Raw genomic sequence first — 22,340 nt, 5'->3', positions numbered from 1 at the left:
CGGTTGCACTGCGGGATTATTTTTTTTAGCTTAATGATATATCGATTAATAATTATTTGCCTCTTACTGGCAACAACTGCTTCTGCACAAAAAAATGATGTGGTAGAAGATGAAACTTCTAGTAGTTACAATTTAAACAAACCCGAAAGGGAAGAATGGCTCAGAAATACAGGAGCAGGCTTGTTTATTCATTTTAATGTCGATGTTCAGCTTGGTGTTGTAATCAGCCATTCCTTAGTTGGCGCTTCTGATGATTATACAGAGCGATATTTCAGAGATTTGCCGAAAACCTTTAATCCTTCCTCTTTCAACCCGAAAGAAATTGCGGAATTAGCAAAACTTGCAGGTATGAAATACATCGTTTTTACAACGAAACACCATGCTGGTTTTTGCTTTTGGGATACAAAGACAACAGATTTCAAAATCACCAACACACCTTATAAAAAAGATTTACTTAAGGAATTTGTTAATGCTACGCGTGAGGCTGGCTTGGATGTTGGTTTTTATTTTTCGCCAGAGGATTTTAACTTTCTATACAAACATAAAATTCCAATCAGCAGAAACATTACCAATTTAGATGAAAAGGTTAAAAAGGAATATGCCGAATATAACCGTAAGCAAACAGAAGAATTAATGCAAAATTACGGTAAAATCGATGTGTTATTTATCGATGGCGACCCAAAGGAAACGGTAAAGGAAACGGCCTGGAAAATGCAGGCTGATATATTAATTACCCGCGGAGCCATTTTAACGCCCGAACAAACTTTACCAGGCGCAAAAATTATCCAACCCTGGTTATCACCTATAACTATGGGTACGGCTTGGCAATATCAACCAACAAACGAACGCTATAAATCGGGTTCCCAATTAATTGAATTACTGATTGAAGCTCGTTCTAAAGGTGGTTCACTTTTACTAAATGTAGGTCCAAAAGCAAATGGTTCTTTAGCTGATGAACAGGAAAATCGCCTGCGTGAAATGGCTGGATGGTATTATATAAACCATGAAGCGATGGATGATGTGCGCAGTTGGGTGGTGAGTAAAGAAGATAACATTTATTTCACCAAGAAAAATTCTAATACGCTATTTGCAATTGTTATGGATTCAAAAGATTGGAAAGAGGGCGAAAGAAGAAGTTTTTTACTACATTCTGTTAAATCTTCAAACAACACTAAAATAAGTGTATTGGGGCAAAATAGTCAGATAATTGAGTATAAACCAAATCTAGATGTTTCATGTAAATTTAAGCAAACGGATAAAGGATTGGAAGTTTCTGTAGTTAAGGCGCAACGTATTTACGATGACCATCGTTGGCCAAATCCTGTAGTTATCAAATTGGAAAACGTTAATCCTGTATTTGAAGAAGCTGCAGTTGTGCAAACTGGCAATTCCAAAGTTTTAGCGACTGGGGTTCAGCTTCAAGCAAAGGTTTTGAATTATAAAGATATCAAACCAAAAAGAGCCAGATTTTATTATCGTCCTTATCGCGGACAGGTTGAAACACTTTACGCAGATGCCTGGAAAATGAGTCCATGGTTAAACATTAATGCTGATGGAACATTTACAAGCACTTTGAAACTAACAAAAGGTTCATTTGAATATCAGGCTGTCGTTGAGCAAGAAAATGTAGTAATTGAGGGAGAAAACAAAGTTTTAAGCTTACCTTAGGCTTATTATAATTGGCGTTATGATAAAAATCTCGGTACCTAAAATTACCTTTTTAAGCAAAGCTTTAACTACTATCATATTGATATTTGGAGCTAGTCTATTGAATATTAATGATGGTTTTGCGCAAGATTCAGCTGATTCTGGTATTATTCCAAAACCGCTAAAAGAAGAAAAGAAAACAGGTTATTTTACCATAACCGCCAATACAAAGTTATCTTTCCCAAAAGGACAAAATGTAAGTCTTGAATTTCTAAACCAGCACTTAAAAGATTTAGGCGGTTTTACACTTTCAGGTGAAGGAAGTATGAGTTCGAAAAGCATTGATTTCATTCTCGATTCGACTTTGAAGATTAAATCCGAAGGTTATTTTCTTTCTATTTCTAACAGTAAAATTGAGATTAAGGCAAAGGATAAATCAGGTTTATTTTATGGCTTGCAATCTCTAGTTCAGCTGATTAAAAAGAAAGGCAAATTGATAACTGTGCAGGCATATGATATCAAAGATGAACCTCGTTTTGCTTACAGAGGTATGCATCTGGATGTTGCAAGGCATATGTTTAGTGTTGCTTCGATAAAAAAATGGCTTAGGGTTTTAGCTTTTTACAAGATTAATACTTTTCACTGGCATTTAACGGACGACCAGGGCTGGAGAATTGAGATTAAAAAATATCCGCTATTGCAAACAAAATCTGCTTACAGAAATGAAACCCTCATTGGGCACAAACGTTTCAATCCGCATACTTTTGATGGTAAACGATATGGTGGTTTTTATACTCAAAGTGAGATAAAGGATGTTGTAAAATATGCAGATGAACTTAATATCACCACAATTCCTGAAATAGAAATGCCTGGACATGCAAGGGCTGTACTGGCGGCTTATCCAAATTTAGGTTGTACTGGCGGTCCATACGAAACCGCAACTTTTTGGGGTGTTTTTGATGATGTTTTTTGTGCAGGAAATGAGGAAACCTTTAAGTTTTTGGAAGGTGTTTTGGATGAGGTTGTCGAACTTTTTCCTTCAAAATATATTCACATTGGCGGTGATGAATGCCCAAAAACGAGGTGGCACGATTGTCCGAAATGTCAAAAAAGAATCAAAGCTGAAAACCTTAAGGATGAACATGAGCTACAATCTTATTTTATCACACGGATGGAAAAATATCTCCATGCAAAAGGCAAAAAGATTATTGGCTGGGATGAAATTCTGGAAGGTGGTTTAGCACCAGATGCAACGGTAATGAGTTGGAGAGGATTAGAAGGTGGAATTGCCGCAGCAAAACTTAAGCATGATGTGATTATGACGCCCGAGAAATTTATTTATTTGGATTATTATCAATCATTAAACAAAAGCGAACAAACTGCGGCGGGTGGTTATTTACCGCTTAGAAAAGTTTATGAGTATGAACCAATGCCTGGAGAATTGAGTTCAGCAGAGCAAGTTTACATTAAAGGCGTGCAAGCTAACGTATGGACAGAATATATGTCTGACGAGAAGAAAGCCGAATACATGATTTTCCCCAGAATTATTGCTTTATCAGAAATGGCTTGGTCGACTGCTGAAAATAGAAATTACGAAGACTTTCTGCGTCGTTTACAGCCAAACCTTAAGTTTTTAAAGGAAATGAATTATAGCACCTCATTTTATGAGGTTAATGGAAAAGCTACCGATAAGGGCTTTGAACTTCAAACAGATGTGCCAAATGCCGAAATTCATTATACTACGAATGGTGCTCAACCCACAACTACGAGTAATAAATATACGTCAGCTTTAAAATTTACCAAATCCACAATGCTTAAAGCAAAGGTTTTTAAAGGCAAAAGCGCAATTGGAAAATTGTATGAACAAGCAATCGTTAATAATTTAGCTACCAACAAAAGTATATCAATTAAAAATTTAGGTTCTGGTAATTATAATATCGATAAACAGGTTTTAGTAAATGGTTTAAAAGGTTCTTCTTTGTATAATAATGGTGAATGGTTAGGTTTAAGTGGTACCGACTTTGAGGCTACCGTTGATTTGGGGAAAGAAGAAAGTATTAAAGAAGTTGGTATCAATGTCCTTAACTATCAATGGCAAAAAATGCATCCGCCAAAAGAACTTACTGTAGAAATTTCTAGTGATGGCAGCAATTTCAAAGAAGTTTCCCGTCAAACCAAATTTACTCAAGAAGGTATAAATTCTGCCCTGCATAAATTTGAACCGATTAAAGCCAGGCTTGTTCGTTTAAAAGCCTCAAATATTGGAATTATACCTAACGGATTTTATGGTGCCGGCTCAAAAGCTATGTTAATGGTTGATGAAATTATAATAAATTAAATGACAATACTAATCGTTTTTCTTTGCATCGCTTTGTTAATTGTGCTGATTTCGGTATTTAAAATCAATGCATTTTTATCTTTCATAGCCGTTTCATTTGTTGCGGGTTTGGCTTTAGGTTTACCTCCGGGAAAAATTCCCTCAAGCATAGAAAAGGGAATGGGCGACGTATTGGGTTCGTTAGCTATTATAATCACCGCTGGTGCCATGTTGGGTAAACTGGTAGCCGAAAGCGGTGCTGCACAAAAAATTGCACATGTGAGCATGAATATTTTTGGTGAAAAATACATACAATGGGCAATGGTTTTAACTGGTTTCCTGATTGGAATTCCGCTTTATTACGGAATTGGTTTTGTACTTATGGTACCATTGATTTTCTCTGTAGTTTACAGATATAAGCTGCCTGCACTCTATATTGGTTTACCTATGTTGGCGGCGCTGTCCGTTACTCACGGTTTTTTACCGCCGCACCCATCGCCTGCGGCATTAGTAATTCAATTTAAAGCAGATATGGGCTTAACCTTACTTTATGGTTTAGCAGTTTCCATCCCTGCAATTGTTATCGGCGGTCCAATATTCTCCCGATATTTAAAGGCAATTCCTGCAAGTCCATTGGCTTCATTTACGCCGAAGGAAATGGCAGAAAATGAGTTACCAAGTGGATTTAAAAGTTTTTTTACGGCATTATTACCAGTAATATTATTGGCTGCCGCTTCATTTTTGCCGATGGTTTTAGCAAAAGATTCGGTCATGTTGCCTTACATTTTATTCGCAGGTAATCCTTCTGTTGTGATGTTGATTGTTCTTATCGTGGCAACCTGGCTGCTCGGTTTATCTCAAAAGAAAAAGATAACCGAGATTATGGGCGTTTATGCAGAAGCACTGAAAGATATTGCACTTATATTGCTGATAATTGCCGGTTCAGGAGCGTTAAAACAGGTTCTGACTGAAAGTGGTGTAAGTAATCAAATTGCCGATTATTTACAGCATATTAAGGCTGAGCCACTATTTTTGGCATGGATGATTGCTGCAATTATTAGATTTTGCGTAGGTTCAGCCACTGTTGCAGGTTTAACTACTGCCGGAATCATTGTTCCGCTTATGGAGCAAACCCATACTAATCCTAATCTGATGGTTTTGGCTGTTGGTGCAGGAAGTTTAATGTTTTCTCATGTTAATGATGCCGGATTTTGGATGTTTAAAGAATATTTCGGCTTAACTTTGAAAGATACTTTTAAATCGTGGGCCATGATGGAATCTATTGTAGGTCTTATTGGTTTGCTTGGTATCTTATTACTGAACATAATTATCTCTTAATAATATAAAATACACAAAATGGAAAATTTAACTCCCGACGAACGTTTCGAACAATTAAAACTTAATTTACCACCTGCACCGGCACCGCTTGGGGTTTACAAGCCTTGCTTAGTAGATGGAAAATATTTGTATTTGAGTGGTCATGGTCCGGTTCAGGATGATAAATCGTTGATTATTGGCAGAATCGGTTCTGATTTAACGCAGGAAGAAGGTAAACTTGCGGCTTTGCAAGTGGGTTTGACTATGTTATCAACCATCAAAACCAATATTGGAAGTTTGAACAAGATAAAGCGAGTAATTAAAGTTTTGGGCATGGTAAATTGTACGCCTGAATTTGAAAAACATCCTTTCATTATTAATGGTTGCAGCGAACTTTTTGCTAAAGTTTGGGGTGAAGAAAATGGTATTGGTGTTAGAAGTGCAGTAGGTTTTGGCTCATTACCAGATAATATTCCTGTCGAAATTGAAGCACTTTTCGAACTAGTTTAATATTTATGCAGCAACAAGATTGGTTTTTACTTTCTGATGAGGCTAGTTTAGAAACGCCTTCCTTGATTTTTTACAAAGAGCGAATTAAACATAACATCAAAACATTGAAAATAATGATTGATGATGTGGAGCGATTGCGCCCTCATGTCAAAACACATAAATGTCTGGAGATTAGCAGTCTTATGATATCTGAAGGTATTAATAAGTTTAAGTGTGCAACTATTGCTGAAGCCGAGATGCTTGGCATCGCAAAGGCAAAGGATGTTTTATTAGCTTATCAGCCAGTTGGCGAAAATATTAACCGATATTTTGAACTTCAAAAAACATATACTGAGAGCATTTTTAGCTGTTTGGTTGATGATTTAGGAATTGCAAAGCAGTTATCGCTGAAAGCGAAAAAAGAGGATATTATTGTTAACATTTACATCGACGTAAATGTTGGGATGAATAGAACTGGGATATTACCTGAGCTGGCAAACGGTTTATTTAAGGAAATGGTTTCTTTGGAGAATTTAAACATTTTGGGCTTACACGCCTATGATGGGCATATTCACGATTCCTCCATGGATATCCGTAAGCAAAGATCTGAACCAATAATTAATAAAATCAATCAGTTAAAGCAAGATTTAAAAAACATCTCTAAAAAAGATTTAACCATAATCGCAGGCGGAACACCAACGTTTCCAATTTATTCGAAAGATACTGATTTTGAATGTAGCCCAGGTACTTTTGTCCTTTGGGATAAAGGTTACCAGGATGCTTATCCCGAGCAAAAATTCGAGGTTGCCGCACTCGTTGCCAGTAGGATTGTTTCAAAACCTACAAACGGTTTTATCTGCACTGATTTAGGACATAAGGCTGTTGCTGCCGAAAAGGAATTGCAAAACAGAGTATTCTTTCTTAATGCTCCGAATCTTGAAGTGAAAGGTCAAAGTGAAGAACATCTGGTTTTACAAACTAATAACCCTGATGCATATAAAATTGGCGATGTGCTTTATGGTTTGCCTTACCATGTTTGCCCGACTGTTGCCCTACATGAAAAGGCAATTGTTGTAGATTCAAATCAATCTAGTCAACATTGGGATATCATTTCCCGAAAAAGAAAAATAACACTTTAATATTTTAACATGTTTACCATAGATGCCCATTTGGATTTAAGTATGAATGCTCTCGAGTGGAATCGAGATTTAAAACAAAACGTTTCTGACATCAATAAAAGGGAAGAAGGATTAACCGATAAGCCTGACCGCTCGCTGGCAACTGTTTCTTTGCCAGAGTTGAGAAAAGGTAATATTGGCTTAATCGTGGCTACACAAATTGCCCGTTACGTTGCACCAGATAATCACCTACCGGGATGGCATTCTCCAGAACAAGCTTGGGCGCAAACGCAAGGTCAGTTGGCCTGGTACAAAGCGATGGAAGATGCGGGTGAAATGTTTCAGGTAAAAGATTTGGAAACTTTAGAGCAGCATTTAAAAGTTTGGAATGATGGGCAACCAGTTGATAAAAAGCCTGTTGGTTACATGCTAAGCCTGGAAGGGGCAGATTCTTTTGTAACCGTTAAACACTTAGAAAAAGCGTGGCAAAATGGTTTAAGGGCGGTTGGTCCTGCACATTATGGACCGGGAAGATATGCTCAAGGCACTGATGCAACTGGAAAAATGACTGCAATGGGTCATGAATTGTTGAAAGAAATGGAACGCTTAAATGTAATTTTAGATGCTACTCATTTGTGTGATGATAGTTTCTGGGATGCGCTTAGCCGTTTTAACGGGCATGTTTGGGCATCGCATAATAATTGCCGTGCTTTGGTTAACCACAACCGCCAATATAGCGACGAACAAATTAAGGAACTGATTGATAGAGGTGCTGTAATTGGTGGGGCTTTGGATGCCTGGATGATGGTTCCAAATTGGAAAAGAGGTGTTTCTAAACCAAAGGAGATGAACTGCAATTTAGAAGTAATGATAAACCACATCGACCACATCTGCCAGTTGGCAGGAAACGCAAATCATGTTGGTATCGGTTCTGATTTAGATGGTGCTTTTGGTAAGGAGCAATGTCCATATGATTTAGAAACTATTGCTGATTTACAAAAGATTCCTTCATTATTTAAACAAAAAGGTTATACCGATAGCGATGTAGAAAATTTAATGCATGGCAACTGGTTAAGATTTTTAAGAAAAGCATGGGCATAATATTATCAAAAATGAAAAAAAATAAAGTAACTCTATTTTCTCTGGCCGTATCAATTTCGTTTTTGAGCTTAGGGGTTTCGGCGCAAACCAAAACAAGTACACCAGTTTATAAAAATCCTAAAGCATCTGTAGAAAGCAGAATTAAAGATTTGCTTTCGAGAATGACGGTTGAAGAAAAAGTTGGACAAATAACCATGCCATTGGGCTGGCCAATGTACACTAAAACTGGTAATGAAGTTGAAGTAAGCGAGAAATTCAAAACTTCGCTTAAAGAAGAATATACCGGAATGTTATGGGCAACTTTAAGAGCAGACCCATGGACGAAGAAGACACTTGCCAATGGTTTAAATCCAGAACTAGCGGCTAAGGCAACAAATGCTATTCAAAAATACGCCATTGAAAATACCCGACTGGGCATACCTGTCTTGCTTTCGGAAGAATGCCCTCACGGTCATATGGCTATCGGAACAACTGTTTTCCCTACTTCAATAGGCCAAGGAAGTACATTTAATCCAGAAATTATACAAAAAGTAGCAACTGCAATTGCAAAAGAAACACGTTTGCAAGGCGGACACGTTGGTTACGGACCAGTTTTGGATTTAGCCAGAGAACCAAGATGGTCTAGAGTGGAAGAAACTTATGGCGAAGACCATATTTTAAATAGCCGAATGGGCGAGGCAATGGTTAAAGGCTTCCAAGGAAATAGTATTAAAAGTGGTGTTAATGTTGTTGCCACTCTAAAGCATCTTGCAGCTTATGGCGCTCCTGAAGGTGGACACAATGGTGGAAGTATCAATGTTGGTTTGAGAAGTTTACATCAATTTTATTTACCACCATTTAAAGCTGCAATAAAGGCGGGTGCATTATCTGCAATGACGGCTTATAATTCCATCGATGGTCTTCCATGTTCATCAAATGAATATATTTTAAATGATTTATTGAGAAATGAGTGGGGTTTCAAAGGCTTTGTAGTGTCTGATTTGAATAGCATTACAGGTTTAATGGCGAATCACCATATCGCTGCAAACGCAGCCGATGCTGCAGCATTGGCGATAAATGCTGGTTTGGATGCAGATTTAAGTGGCATTGGTTATGGTAAAGCACTTCGCGATGCGATTAAAGCCGGAAAAGTTTCTGTTAAAACGCTTGATACCGCTGTGAGCAGGGTTTTGCGCATTAAGTTTAATATGGGGCTTTTCGAAAATCCTTATGTAAACGTGGATAAAGCTAAGACAAGTGTTCGTAGCGCTGAACATATTGAATTGGCCCGACAAGTAGCCAGAGAATCGATTGTTTTGCTAAGAAATCAGGGTAATGTTTTGCCATTGAGTAAAAGCTTAAAAAACATTGCTGTTATCGGCCCAAATGCAGATAATATTTATAACCAGATTGGTGATTATACGGCACCACAAACGGAAGAAAATGTGGTAACCGTGTTGGATGGAATCAGGAATAAATTATCATCCTCAACAAAAATAAATTATATAAAAGGTTGCGACATCAGAGATACTGTAAATAGTAATATTGATGACGCAGTTTCTGTGGCTAAAAAATCGGATGCAGTAATTATTGTATTGGGCGGTTCAAGTGCCCGTGATTTTAAAACTGAATATATCGAAACCGGAGCAGCTAAAGTTAGTACAGCGCAAAGCGGTTTAAGCGATATGGAAAGCGGAGAGGGTTTTGATAGGGCAACATTGGATTTATTAGGTGACCAAGTTAAGCTTCTAAAAGCCATCGTGAAAACCGGAAAACCAGTTGTTTTGGTTCTGATTAAAGGTCGTCCCTTAAATTTAAATTGGGCTGCCGAAAACGTACCTGCTATTCTTGATGCATGGTATCCTGGTCAGGAAGGTGGAAATGCGATAGCTGATGTAATTTTCGGCGATTACAATCCTGCGGGAAGATTACCAATTTCGGTTCCAAAATCAGTTGGTCAGTTACCGGTTTATTATAATGCTCGTTTCCCTGAAAAGCATGATTATATTGAAGTTGATGCTAAACCTTTGTATAGTTTTGGTTACGGCTTAAGCTATACTACTTTCGATTATCAAAATTTGAAGGTAGAAACTAACAGTAACAATATTGTAAAAGTAAGTTTCGATTTAAAAAATACTGGAGCTGTTGATGGAGAAGAGGTTGTTCAGTTGTATTTGAATACCAAAACTTCCTCTGTAGTGTTACCAATGAAACAGTTAAAACAATTTAAACGCGTCTTCTTAAAATCTGGAGCGCAGAAAACTTTAAATTTTACCTTAACAAAGGATGATTTAGAAGTTTACAATCAAAAAATGCAATGGGTGCTAGAAACCGGAACTTATCACTTAATGGTTTCTTCCTCATCTGATAATGTAAAATTAGAACAAGATTTTGTTATAAATGCTGCGAAAAATACGAAAGCTAGTAAATAAAACCGTTTGAGCTTTAGATGTATATGATTGTTTTCAAGAATTATTATCATCTAACAAGAAAATAACTATACCTTTAGGTGATTAATTTTAGGTAATTGATTAATTGTTCCTAGAGAAAACAATTGTAAAAGGGTAGCTTAAAGCTACCCTTTGTTGTATAATTAGGGTTTAAATTTTGTATTCAGGTAGATAGCTAAAGTTGTCGATAATTTAGGCTTCAAAGAAAGGCATTTTCGAAATACTTGTAAAAACCAACATGCCTTTATCATGCCTTCATCCTGCCTTGAGCTATTGATAGGGTTTGATAGTGATAAACGGATAAATTTATGTTTTAAATTGTGGAGTATTTCGCTTTATTAAGTTTATTCGGTTTTATGTAAACAAACTTTCTGTCTTTATCTATTATTAGATTAAATCTCTTTATCAAGTCGCCACCAATTACACTCATTTTTTGTCTGCCTACAGAACCTTCAAAAAATGATACCGGAATTTGGTTCAGTTCAAATTTACCCAGTAAGAATTTTGGTAGAATTGCTTTCCTGGTTTTAATCGTATTACCGTAAGAATCCTTCAAATCCCTTTCGCTAATTACTTTTAGCTGTTCATTTAATTTATACTTATTGCTGAAGTCATCATCGAGGAGCATTGTACCTCCATAGCCCGTATGAATTAAATATTGGTTATCAAGAGTATCATTTCCAATTACACAAACAGCGTTTAAAAACATTGAATCATCTTTTACCACAAGTGGAAACTTCTGGTAATGTTCTAAATCTTTTGGCAATGATTCGGTTATTTGAATAATATTTTTCTCAAAATCTATGGACACAAATTGGTCTGTGAATAAATTTAATCCAAACTTTCCATCCGTCTCTGGTCCGGTATTTTTATTTTCCCATAGTTGAATATTTTCTAATTTTAAACCATTAATATCGAGTTTGTTTTTTGCGCTAAAACGTGACGTATTTTGCTGACTTCCCCAACTCGTAACCGTATCAGTTCTATTAAAGATTAAACTTTTAGTCTTGGCTGTTCCATCTTCGGTAATGCTTATATCGCTCGAAGCGGTGTGCAGCATCAGTTTCAAGGTATCAATGCTGTTCAATACAACTTTAACCCTTATGTTATTCGAAGAAGTAAGTTCAAAAGGAATATTGAAATCTTTAATCTCTTTTTGCTGCGCAAATCCTTTTAGGGATAAAATTAAAGATGCTGCAATGATGATTGGGCCTTTCATAACTATTCCTTTCCAATTAAAATTCCTGAAACATTCCACGCACTGCTACTTCCACCTTCCGGTTTACCCATTGGGATGGAAACTTTTATAGTATGCGTGCCCGCTTTTAAATCTCCTAAATCAATAAAGTTCGGATTTGTTACCGTTCCGGGGCACCAATTTGAACGACTTAAATCTGATGAAGATAATCCGGTTTCGAAGTTCCCTGAAGCCGGGTTTGAAAGGCGATATGAACCACAATCCTGTCGCCATGGCACAAAAGAAAAAGTTTCTTTACCATCCAGCCAAATGCTGTTCTTTTTCGGCACAAATTCATCTCCGTTGCCCCAACCGCCATGTCCGGTTGTTGTGTAACGTAATTTTGCATTTTTTACATCTTTATCTAAAGTGAAAGAAACCTCTAAACCTTTTTCTATACTAAACATGGTTGCGTATTCCTGACCGGCCATTTCCATCACATTAGTGGTATTGAATAGAGGCATGATTATCTCTTTTTCAGGTTTCTGCCTGCCGCCATTATGCAAGGTAATATTTAAGGATACTTTGTGTCCGCCTTTATCGTAATTTCCAATAAATACAGCAACCCACACTTCCTTGCCATTAAATAAAGGGAAAAGCTCAGAAATATCCTGACGGTAGAAAACCTGTTCAGCCCAGGATTTGTCCTTCAGTTTTAAGTTATTGTATTTACCAACGCCAAAGGGCGTGAAGAAACGCATCAATTCTACAACGGGCGTAAAATCCTGCGTAGCAGTAACACCCTGATATTGTTTGCCATTTCCGTTATCATAAATTGGCAACACTTTAACCGAATTTTTCAACGCATCCATTAAGCTTATTTTCTTATCCGTTGGGATGATAAATACTGAGCCTGTTCTGTCGTAAGCATCACCGTTTGATTGTTCTGTTAAATCTGCAAATACATTTTGAGTTGATTCAATGGAAGGAAATTTAACTTTTCTAACAATTACAGTTCCACCGGCAAACCTAAAAATACTATCGTTTGATTGTGGTTTATCTATAAAATTTATGGTTTCATTTTCGAATATTTTCAAGGTGGTAAATCTACTTTTCCACAACAAATCTTTATAGCTAAGTGCATCTGTTAGTTTTAGTTTTGAACCTTTAAAATCCTTTACATCAGTTGCTTTAATGTCTTTTATTGAAGTGGCTGTTAAATAACTATTTCCATTCCGAACCTGTTCCAAAACCAAACCTAAATTTTGACCAAGAACAGTTGGAGCGGCTTTTATTCCTGCTTCAGTGGTAAACCATAAATCAATCCGGTTCGAATTAACAACGGTTGTTGCCTTTTTACAGTTGTAACCTAATATTTGCTTTGTTTCATTTGTAATTTCAATAATTTGCTTAGAAATGGCGGTACTGTCGGCAGTTGCAATCTGCGTCTGTTTATTTAAATCGGCAATTTGAAAAAGTATGTTTGAGGGTTTTTCAATTATACTTTGTTCAAAGGGATAACGGCCATTTCCTTCGAATATAGATGCCGTTGTTACTATGTTCTGATTTGGCCCAACGATTGAGATTACAGGATTTCTATCTTCTTTAGGTTTGCCATCTGCCGAACGCCAATACGTGATTTTATAGTGATTTGTTGGTTTTAATTTTTGCTGTGCAGCAACCAAGACGGGAATGGAAAGAAGCAATAAAAAGCTGTAAATGTATTTCATTATTGTTGATGATTTAAAGGCTTAAATATATTACAGAAATATGGTTTCTTTATCAATTGGGAATAATTTGGCTTCTTGGTATAGAAGATTTTACACAATTATCCAGAGCTTAATGTTATTCTATGTTGAAGTTTAGCCAATTAACTTTAATTTAGATGAACATCTAACCATTAATCAACCCTTTTGATATGAGAAACTTAACGTTCAAAATTTTCAGTGTTCTTAATATATTACTTGTAAGCTTTGAATTAAATAGTTTTGCTCAACAAATGCCTAAGCTCGGCATTGTCTCGCCGATATCCAGAGATAGCATAGTTTACAATGCCGGTTTTAAATACATTGGCGAATCGGTTTCAAATATGCTCTCTCCATCTTTAAGTAACGATGCTTTTGAATCGAATCTAAGAAAGATAAAATCTGCTAAAACAAAGGTTTTAAGTTGCAATGTGTTTTTTCCTGGTAGTATTAAAATTGCTGGTCCGGATGTGGATAAAGAAAAGGTTCTTACTTATGCTGAAGGCGTGCTCTCGAGAGCGAATAAAGCTGGTGTAAAGTATATTATCCTAGGGAGTTCATCCGCAAGGTCAATTCCTGATGGTTATGATAAAGAAAAAGCAAAATCCGATTTCGTTATAATTTGTAAAGAACTGGCAAAGCTAGCCGGGAAATATAAGGTAACTATCGCCCTGGAAAACTTACAATCGTCTGAAACTAATTTCATTAATACGGTTAAAGATGCTGCCGATGTAGTGAGCAGGGTTAATCATCCGGCCTTTGGCTTAAATGCTGATATTTTTCATATGATGAGGGAGAACGAATCGCCAGAAGAAATTTTAAAAGCAGGTAAATTATTAACGTTTTGTGAGGTTGCGGAAAAAGCAAACCGTTCACTTCCAGGGGTTATGAAAGATGATTTTAAGCCATACTTCAACGCTTTAAAACAAATTGGTTATCGAGGTTATCTCTTTATCGAAGGAAGAATTGAAAATGCAGAAACTGAAATACCTTTTGCCTTTAAATATTTAACTGAGCAATTAGCAGAGGTGTATAAATAATACAGTTTTTTTAACCTTCTGAAGTATCTGCGTTTATCTTTTCTTCCGCAATTTCTAAATCCGCTTCGGTTGCTACAGGCGCATCATTTAGTTTTTCAACTTTTGGATTGAATTGCAAATCTACACACATCGGAAAATGGTCTGAGTTGCAACTTGGCAGCCTTTTTATCGAACTCAAAGAAAAATCTGTTGAGCAGAAAATATGATCTAGCGGAAAGCGCAAGAAGAAATATTTAGCATTAAAACTATTAAAAAAACCACGACCTCGTCTTGGGTCCAGCAAACCACTTATTTTGCCAAAAAGTTCAGTGGTATAGCTCCAAGCAACGTCATTCAAATCGCCCATAACAATCACCGGATATTCAGAAGTTTTAGCTTTTTCGGCAACCAATAAAATTTCCTTATCTCTTTCTGTAGATTTTGGATTTTCTTGTGGTACCGGAGGTTCAGGATGCAGACAAAAAAGTTTTACAAACTGGCCCGAAGGAAGTTTTACAAGTGTTTCTATCGATGGAATATCCTCCTTAACTAAATAATTAACTGTTCCATCTGAAAGTTCTAGTCTTGAGTATAATAACATTCCATAAGTATTCGGAATTGGCACCTTTAATTGATACGGATAATCTTTTCCGATAACATCAATTTGTTCTTGCCACCACTCATGTGTTTCAACCATTAAAACCACATCTGGGTTACAAGTTTCAATAAGTTTTAGGTAAGCTTTAGCGTTTCTGTTTTCCTGATAAACGTTTGCAATAAAAACCTTTAGATTGTTATCGTTGGGCGGATTAATTGCTCCAACAATTTGTTTCGAACCGAATTTTGTGAAAGGAAATATCAGGTAAATTAAATAAGAAATATTAAGTAAGAGCAATCCGAAAATGATATAATCCTGAAGGTTGTTTGGAAAACAAAATGATAAAATCAGGATGATGAGTACGACATTCAGAACCAATTTTTGCAGGCGCGGAAACTCAAAAACTCGGAATATCCAAAAATCGTGACGAATAAAAGGAATTAAAGTTGTAAAAACGAGGAAAATACTAAAGTAAAAAAGAATGTCGTGAATCAAGGGATTGTTATTTTAATCAGCTAATATTAACCGAAGTGAAAATCAATGTAAAATAGTAAATTTTATTTGTTGCAAAAGTACGATGCTATCTGAGATTGCAATTAAGCCAATATTATTTTTACAATATTTATGCTAACAATCTTTTAACTTTTCAACAAAACAGCTGTAGAACGTTTAATCGTACTATCTTTATAGCTTTTGCAAATTAATTTCAGTTTTGGCTAAAGATACGAATAAAGAAACCCCGTTAATGCAACAATACAACGCTATAAAGGCGAAGTATCCTGGCGCACTTTTACTTTTTAGGGTTGGAGATTTTTATGAAACCTTTGGCGAAGATGCCATTAAAACCGCACAGATTTTAGGGATTGTACTGACCAGAAGAGGTACTGGACCAAATGGTGGTGCTTTAGAATTGGCAGGTTTTCCGCACCATTCATTAGATAACTATCTTTCGAAATTGGTTAGGGCAGGGCAGCGCGTAGCCATATGCGACCAGTTGGAAGACCCGAAAGCCACTAAAACAATTGTTAAACGTGGTGTTACCGAACTGGTAACCCCTGGAGTAGCTTATGGTGATAACATTGTAAATCAAAAATCTAACAATTATCTGGCATCTGTTTTCTTTGATAAAACGCAAATTGGAATTTCTTTTTTAGATATTTCGACTGGTGAATTTTTAATAGCACAGGGAAACAGTGATTATATTGATAAGCTTTTGCAAGGGTTTAAACCAACTGAGGTTATTTTTCAAAAATCGAAACGACAAACTTTTACAGAACAATTTGGGGATAGGTTTTATACTTTCGGATTGGATGAATGGCCCTATACTACAGATTATGCAGAAGAAACTTTAACCAAGCATTTCGATGTAACATCGCTTAAGGGATTTGGAATTGACCGTTTACAGAGTGGGATTATCGCTGCTGGTGTTATTTTGCATTATTTAGGCGAAACCGAGCATCGTAATTTAAAACACATTACTTCAATCAGTAGAATTGAAGAAGACCGTTTTATGTGGTTGGATAGGTTTACCATCCGCAATCTGGAATTGGTAAATTCTGCCAATGATAATGCCGTTACTTTGTTTGATATTCTGGATCATACTTGTACGCCGATGGGTGCTCGTTTACTCCAAAAGTGGATTATTATGCCACTAAAAGAGTTAAAACCAATTGAAGAGCGTTTAGGTATGGTTGATTTTTTTGTGAAACATGAAGAAATACAACAAGAATTTGTAACGCATATCAAGCAAATTGGCGATATCGAAAGATTGATATCTAAAGTTGGTTTGCAACGTGTTGGTCCGCGTGAATTGGTGGCTTTAAAAAGAGCCCTTTATCATATCGAATCTGTAAAAAAACTGGCTGCAAATTCTAAAAATCCATTTCTTATCAAAATTGCTGACCAGTTAAATCCATGTTTGGCTATTCGCGAAAGAATAGAACGAGAGCTTCAACAAGAACCACCGGCTTTAGTTATTAAGGGAAATGTTATTGCCGATGGCATTGATGAAGATTTGGATCGATTGCGCAAGATTGCTTTTGGTGGCAAGGATTATCTGGTTCAGATACAAAAACGTGAGGCAGAAGCAACCGGCATTCCATCCTTAAAAATTGCTTTCAATAATGTTTTTGGTTACTATTTGGAGGTTACGCATACCCATAAAGATAAAGTTCCGGAAGGATGGATTCGTAAGCAAACCCTGGTTAACGCAGAGCGATACATTACGCCCGAACTTAAAGAATACGAAGATCAAATTTTAGGTGCAGAAGAAAAGATTCAGGCGATTGAGATTCGGTTATACAACGAATTGATGTACGAAACGGCAAGCTACATCAAACCAATTCAGCTTAATTCGTTCTTGATTGCGCAGTTAGATTGTTTGTTATGTTTCGCCCAACTGGCTGAGAAAAACCATTACGTTAAACCAACAGTAAATAAAGATAAGGTTCTTGATATTAAAGGCGGCCGCCATCCGGTTATTGAAAAACAATTGCCTGTAGGGCAGGAGTACATCACAAATGATGTTTATTTAGATACCGATTCGCAGCAAATCATCATGATTACCGGACCGAACATGGCGGGTAAGTCGGCTATTTTAAGACAAACTGCACTTATTGTTTTAATGGCGCAAATGGGCTGTTTTGTGCCAGCTAAAGCTGCTGATGTAGGTTTAGTTGATAAGATTTTCACCCGTGTTGGTGCTTCTGATAATATTTCATCAGGAGAAAGTACTTTCATGGTGGAAATGAATGAAACCGCTAGTATTTTGAATAACATCTCTGATAACAGTTTAATTTTATTAGATGAAATTGGACGCGGTACGAGTACATATGATGGTATTTCCATTGCATGGGCCATTGCAGAGTTTCTGCATCAACACCCAACTTCGCGTCCTAAAACACTATTCGCTACGCACTACCACGAATTAAATGAGTTGGCGAATACAATGCCTCGAATCAAGAACTTTAATGTTTCTGTTAAAGAAATGACGAATAAAGTTATTTTTTTAAGGAAATTGATACCCGGTGGAAGTGAACATAGTTTTGGTATTCACGTAGCAAAAATGGCGGGTATGCCTCCAAAATTAATTGGTAGGGCGAATGAGATTTTAAAGAAGCTCGAAATTGACCGTACTGAAGGTCAAAGTATAAAAGACAGTATTAAAAAGGTTCAAAACCAAGCTTATCAATTACAGATGTTTGCCATTGATGATCCTGTTTTAGTAAAAATTCGTGATACATTGAATAATTTAGATGTAAATGCGTTAACTCCTGTAGAAGCTTTGCTAAAATTGGATGAAATTCAGCGTTTGATAAAAAATTAGGGTTTGCCACGGAAGCACAGAATACACGTAATTTCGTATGTGTTTAATAGAAGTTTCTTATTTCTTTCCGTGTATCCTGTGTTTCAGTGGTAAAAAATATTGCAATATGACAAAAACGAAAAATCTATATGCTTTCTGGTTAATTTTATTGCTTTCGATAGGTCTAACTTCGTGTGGAAGTAGAAAATATACTGTTAAACTGGAAAATAGAGCATCAAAAGCGGCTGATGCAATGTCTAATTTGAAGAGCAAACAGCTTTATAAATTCATTACAGACTGGACTGGCGTTAGATATCGTTTTGGCGGACTTGATAAAAATGGAATTGATTGCTCAGGTTTTGCTTATTTGCTTGAAAAGGAAATTTACGGCGTTACATTACCTCGTATTTCACGAGACCAGGCTAACTTCGTAAAACGAAAAAACGTTGATGATTTAAAAGAAGGCGATTTGGTTTTCTTCTCTTTCGGGGGCAATAATGTAGATCATGTTGGTGTTTACCTTAATAATGGCTTTTTTGTTCACGCAAGTACTAATAGAGGCGTAATTGTAGATGATTTGAATCTTCCGGCTTATCAGCGGGTTTTGGTAAAAACTGGTTCGGTTAATTAGTATCCCCTGGTTGAAATCAAGGGTAATAAACATGAAAATTCTTAGAATCGAATTTCGAAACTAATCCTATTTGTATCATTCTAAAATATGCGTATATTTTTTATAATCTGTTTATCCTTAATTGTTTATTCTGCGAAATCTCAAGTTAAGCTCCTTACTTTAGATGAGTTAGATAAGCGAATTTCGAACGGGAAAGACACCACTTATGTAGTTAACTTTTGGGCCACATGGTGTGCGCCATGCGTTGCAGAATTACCAAATTTTGAAAAATTAAGAATATCGAATTTAAAGAAACCGATTAAGGTTTTGTTGGTGAGTTTAGATTTCAAGTCGAAATTAGAGAAATCCGTTATTCCTTTCGTAAACAAGAATAATATTAAAGCTGAGGTTTTTCTTTTGAATGAGCCTGAGCAGCAAGCATATATTGGGCGTATTGACAAGAAGTGGTCGGGCGCAATACCAGCTACTTTGTTTGTAAATAAAAAAGTGAGACGCTTTTACGAAAAAGAATTTACAGAGGCGGAGTTGGAAAGCACCTTATTGATGCTGAAATAAAATTATCAATCATAAAACCTGATGTTTTTTAAACGGAATCGTTATTGCGAGTTACGAAGCAATCCTTTTGTACATATTTAGCCAAAATTTTAAGATTGCTTCGTGCCTCGCAACAACGAATTGTATTCTAATTTTAGAAATTAGTAGCTGTTGCTAAACTCTTCCAAGCTTCCATATCTTTTTGTACATCGGCAATTTTTGCATTTGCAACAGCATAAGCATCCGGACCTAAAAATAAATGCAATGGTGCATTTTCACTTTCTGCAGCAGCAATTATCACATCAACACCTTTTGCCGGGTCGCCTGGTTGCTGGTTGTTAATATCGTTTTGATGTGCAGCCTGCGAATCACGAACTTCTTTATAAGCATCAATTGGATTTGCCGGAACAGCTAATGAACCAGATGTTAAAAATTCGGTTCTGAAATAACCCGGCTCTACCACTGTAGCTTTTATGCCTAAAGATTTCACTTCCGCCACTAAAGATTCTGTAAAACCCGATACAGCAAATTTCGTAGCGCAATAAATTCCAAACCCTGGGAAATTACCAGAGAAACCACCAATTGAAGAAATGTTAAAAATGTGGCCAGAACTTTGCTTTCTCATTTGAGGGAGTGCCTTTCTAATTACATTAAGTGAACCGAATACGTTTACATCAAAATTCTCTCGGGCTTCTTTGTCGCTCAATTCTTCTAAGGCACCAAGCATACCATAGCCAGCATTATTTACTATAACATCAAGTTGACCAAACTTACTGATGGTTTGGCTAATCGCATCTTCAACGCTCGTTTCGTTTAGCAAATCCATAGAAATAGGAAGGAAGTTTTCATGATTTCCAACCGCCTTTTCTAAATCTGAAATGCTTCTAGAAGTTGCAGCAACATGATTGCCATTGCTTAATAATTTTTTTACTAACGTTAGTCCTAGGCCTTTTGAAGCACCTGTTACGAACCATACTTTTTTATTTTCCATGATTTTTGTTTTTAAATTTAATAATGATTTGACCACCTAAGACATTTTAGGCTCTGTTTTCAATCAAGGTATCCTAGGTATTATAATTGCTTAATAGTCTGTGGAGATTGTAATGGCTTTCCAATCCTGAAACTCTTTTTCCAATGCATTCACTTTTGCAGTTGCTCTTTTTAAAGCATCATTTCCTAGCAATAAATGAATTGGCGGATTAGGCATGCTTGCCAGAGAAATCATTGCTGCTGCAGCTTTTTCAGGGTCGCCAACTTGCTGACCATCCATTTCAAGGTATTTTTTATGTACAGCACGAACATCTTCATATTCACTGATTGGATTTTCAGCTAATACCAAAGATTCTGGAGTAAGGAAACTTGTTCTGAATGCACCCGGAGCCACAACTGTAACTTTAATGCCAAATGCTTTTACATCTTCAGCTAAAACCTCAGATAGCGCAATAACTGCCGCCTTAGCAGCAGAATAAACTGCCCAGCCGGTTACGCCTGCAATGCCGGCAATTGATGCGATGTTAATAATGTGCCCTGAACGTTGCGCTCTTAGATGAGGTGTTGCTTTCCTGATTACATTTAAAGTGCCGAAAACATTTACATCAAAACTGTTTCTGGTTTCTTCATCGCTTAATTCTTCAATGCTTCCGCCAATTCCATAGCCAGCATTATTTATAACTACGTCGATTTTTCCAAATTCAGCAACAGTTGAGTTTATGGCTTGTTCAACACTTAATTCATCATTTAGATTGACTCCTAATGGAAGAAACTTTTCAGAATTTGAGTTTACGGCAGTGATTAAATCATTTACATTTCTGGAAGTAGCCGCAACATACTGACCAGCTTTTAATAATTGGTTTACTAAACTAAGGCCTAATCCTTTGGATGCACCAGTTATAAACCAAACTTTTTTAATTCCCATAATTTTATCCTTTTTGTTGAGACAAAATTACATTGTGAATTAAAATTAGATATTACGTCATTCAAACTGATGCTTACGAAATTCAAACAATTCGATAAGAAGTAGGCGTGTGACTGGTTAATTTTTTAAAAAAGTTATTGAAATGGGTAGCTTCTTCAAAACCTAAGCAATAGCCAATTTCAGAAATATTCCAGTCGGTATGTTTTAGTAAAGCTTTTGCTTCGCTCAACAAGCGTTCAGTGATGTAATGGGTTGTTGTTTTTCCCGTAGTTTCTTTAATTGCCCTATTTAAATGGTTTACGTGCACAGAAAGCTGCTCGGCGTAATCTTTTGCAGAACGCATTGTAAACCTTTGCGCAGTTGTTTCTATTGGAAATTGACGTTCTAAAAGCTCAGTAAAAACAGAAGTAATGCGTGAGTTTGCATCTGTATGTTTAAATAAAGTTTCTGATGGCTGAGTTTTTAAAGCGAAATGAGTTATCTCGGTCACGTAATTTCTTAATAAATCATATTTATAGATGTAATCGGTATTTATCTCCTCAAGCATTTTTAAGAAAATAGATGCAACATGGGCATCTTGTTTTTCATCCAATACATAAGCAGGTTTTCCTCCAGGGGCGAACATTGGCAAATCACTAATATTTCCTCTTATTTTTTCGGTAAAGAAAGCCTCGGTAAAAATGCAGAAAAAACCTGTAACATCTGATTTAGTACCACTTGCCAATTCCCAGGTATATGGAACCAATGGATTGAAAAACATAAGTGCAGTTCCATTTATTTCAATGCTTTTATCAGCATAATGGTAAATGTTATGTCCGCGGTTAAGCGCAATTTTATAAAAATCCCTGCGGTTGTAACTCATTTGCTTGTTATCATCACGAAGGCAATCTTCGAGCCTGAAAACATTGAAGTGCCCAACACCGTTTTGTAAGTTCTCTGGCAAGAAATTAAATTTCTTCTGGTAAAAATCTTCAATCGTTTCTGTAGTGCTCATAAATC

17 protein-coding genes are annotated in these 22,340 nt (G+C 36.4%); 11 read left to right on the top strand and 6 right to left on the bottom strand.

The features are described from left to right. The first annotated feature begins 33 nt into the window (after positions 1–33). Genes R2Q16_RS12275 through R2Q16_RS12245 form a run of 7 tightly spaced genes read left to right on the top strand, consistent with a single transcriptional unit; the run spans position 34 to position 10,400 of the window. Positions 34–1,668: an alpha-L-fucosidase gene (locus R2Q16_RS12275; protein ID WP_316737406.1), complete on the top strand. Its 1,635-nt coding sequence runs from the start codon at positions 34–36 to the stop codon at positions 1,666–1,668. Positions 1,669–1,687: 19 nt separating this feature from the next. After that, positions 1,688–3,985 carry a family 20 glycosylhydrolase gene (locus R2Q16_RS12270; protein WP_316737405.1) on the top strand — a complete coding sequence of 766 codons (2,298 nt, stop codon included), beginning with the start codon at positions 1,688–1,690 and terminating at the stop codon, positions 3,983–3,985. Next, entirely contained in the window at positions 3,986–5,302 is a 1,317-nt protein-coding gene (locus R2Q16_RS12265) for a gluconate:H+ symporter (RefSeq protein WP_316737402.1), read from the top strand. It abuts the gene before it with no gap. Between the two features lie 18 nt (positions 5,303–5,320). Continuing rightward, positions 5,321–5,791, top strand: coding sequence for a RidA family protein (locus tag R2Q16_RS12260; RefSeq protein WP_316737401.1), 471 nt, complete (start codon positions 5,321–5,323; stop codon positions 5,789–5,791). Between the two features lie 5 nt (positions 5,792–5,796). Then, positions 5,797–6,909 carry a D-TA family PLP-dependent enzyme gene (locus tag R2Q16_RS12255; protein ID WP_316737400.1) on the top strand — a complete coding sequence of 371 codons (1,113 nt, stop codon included), beginning with the start codon at positions 5,797–5,799 and terminating at the stop codon, positions 6,907–6,909. 9 nt (positions 6,910–6,918) lie between these two features. Beyond that, complete coding sequence (locus R2Q16_RS12250) at positions 6,919–7,989, top strand: dipeptidase (RefSeq protein WP_316737399.1); 1,071 nt, start codon at positions 6,919–6,921, stop codon at positions 7,987–7,989. A gap of 11 nt (positions 7,990–8,000) precedes the next feature. Beyond that, positions 8,001–10,400, top strand: coding sequence for a glycoside hydrolase family 3 N-terminal domain-containing protein (locus R2Q16_RS12245; RefSeq protein ID WP_316737396.1), 2,400 nt, complete (start codon positions 8,001–8,003; stop codon positions 10,398–10,400). A gap of 331 nt (positions 10,401–10,731) precedes the next feature. On the opposite strand, the gene R2Q16_RS12240 is transcribed toward R2Q16_RS12245, so the two are convergent. Together R2Q16_RS12240 and R2Q16_RS12235 are read right to left on the bottom strand one after the other, a co-directional pair. After that, positions 10,732–11,637 (bottom strand): hypothetical protein, encoded by a 906-nt coding sequence (locus tag R2Q16_RS12240; RefSeq protein ID WP_316737394.1) that lies wholly within the window; start codon positions 11,635–11,637, stop codon positions 10,732–10,734. Between the two features lie 2 nt (positions 11,638–11,639). Further along, positions 11,640–13,325 (bottom strand): PNGase F N-terminal domain-containing protein, encoded by a 1,686-nt coding sequence (locus R2Q16_RS12235; RefSeq protein ID WP_316737392.1) that lies wholly within the window; start codon positions 13,323–13,325, stop codon positions 11,640–11,642. A 188-nt stretch (positions 13,326–13,513) separates the two neighbouring features. On the opposite strand from R2Q16_RS12235, the gene R2Q16_RS12230 reads away from it, so the two are divergent. Then, positions 13,514–14,380: a sugar phosphate isomerase/epimerase gene (locus R2Q16_RS12230; protein ID WP_316737390.1), complete on the top strand. Its 867-nt coding sequence runs from the start codon at positions 13,514–13,516 to the stop codon at positions 14,378–14,380. 10 nt (positions 14,381–14,390) lie between these two features. Here the strand turns inward: R2Q16_RS12230 and R2Q16_RS12225 are convergent, their stop codons facing one another. Beyond that, positions 14,391–15,452, bottom strand: coding sequence for an endonuclease/exonuclease/phosphatase family protein (locus R2Q16_RS12225; protein ID WP_316737388.1), 1,062 nt, complete (start codon positions 15,450–15,452; stop codon positions 14,391–14,393). Positions 15,453–15,702: 250 nt separating this feature from the next. Here R2Q16_RS12225 and mutS point away from each other — a divergent pair, with 250 nt between their 5' ends. The 3 genes from mutS to R2Q16_RS12210 all read left to right on the top strand — a co-directional run bounded on the left by mutS (position 15,703) and on the right by R2Q16_RS12210 (position 19,447). Next, on the top strand, positions 15,703–18,282 hold the full coding sequence (mutS, locus tag R2Q16_RS12220; RefSeq protein WP_316737386.1) for a DNA mismatch repair protein MutS: 2,580 nt from the start codon (positions 15,703–15,705) through the stop codon (positions 18,280–18,282). Positions 18,283–18,388: 106 nt separating this feature from the next. Beyond that, complete coding sequence (locus tag R2Q16_RS12215) at positions 18,389–18,892, top strand: C40 family peptidase (RefSeq protein WP_316737385.1); 504 nt, start codon at positions 18,389–18,391, stop codon at positions 18,890–18,892. A gap of 87 nt (positions 18,893–18,979) precedes the next feature. Further along, positions 18,980–19,447: a TlpA disulfide reductase family protein gene (locus tag R2Q16_RS12210; RefSeq protein ID WP_316737383.1), complete on the top strand. Its 468-nt coding sequence runs from the start codon at positions 18,980–18,982 to the stop codon at positions 19,445–19,447. Positions 19,448–19,580: 133 nt separating this feature from the next. Here the strand turns inward: R2Q16_RS12210 and R2Q16_RS12205 are convergent, their stop codons facing one another. From R2Q16_RS12205 to R2Q16_RS12195, 3 genes are all read right to left on the bottom strand, one after another. Further along, complete coding sequence (locus R2Q16_RS12205) at positions 19,581–20,417, bottom strand: SDR family oxidoreductase (protein ID WP_316737381.1); 837 nt, start codon at positions 20,415–20,417, stop codon at positions 19,581–19,583. Between the two features lie 90 nt (positions 20,418–20,507). Further along, the gene (locus R2Q16_RS12200) at positions 20,508–21,341 is read right to left on the bottom strand and encodes an SDR family NAD(P)-dependent oxidoreductase (RefSeq protein ID WP_316737380.1); all 834 of its coding nucleotides are present in this window, start codon (positions 21,339–21,341) and stop codon (positions 20,508–20,510) included. A gap of 82 nt (positions 21,342–21,423) precedes the next feature. Continuing rightward, complete coding sequence (locus tag R2Q16_RS12195) at positions 21,424–22,335, bottom strand: helix-turn-helix transcriptional regulator (RefSeq protein WP_316737379.1); 912 nt, start codon at positions 22,333–22,335, stop codon at positions 21,424–21,426. Positions 22,336–22,340 lie beyond the last annotated feature (5 nt).

The sequence above is a fragment of the Pedobacter aquatilis genome, from assembly GCF_032678425.1.
Classification (GTDB): Bacteria; Bacteroidota; Bacteroidia; order Sphingobacteriales; family Sphingobacteriaceae; genus Pedobacter; species Pedobacter aquatilis_B.
The sequence above is the reverse complement of the archived record's forward strand: the minus strand, read 5'-3'. Positions and strand labels throughout refer to the sequence as shown.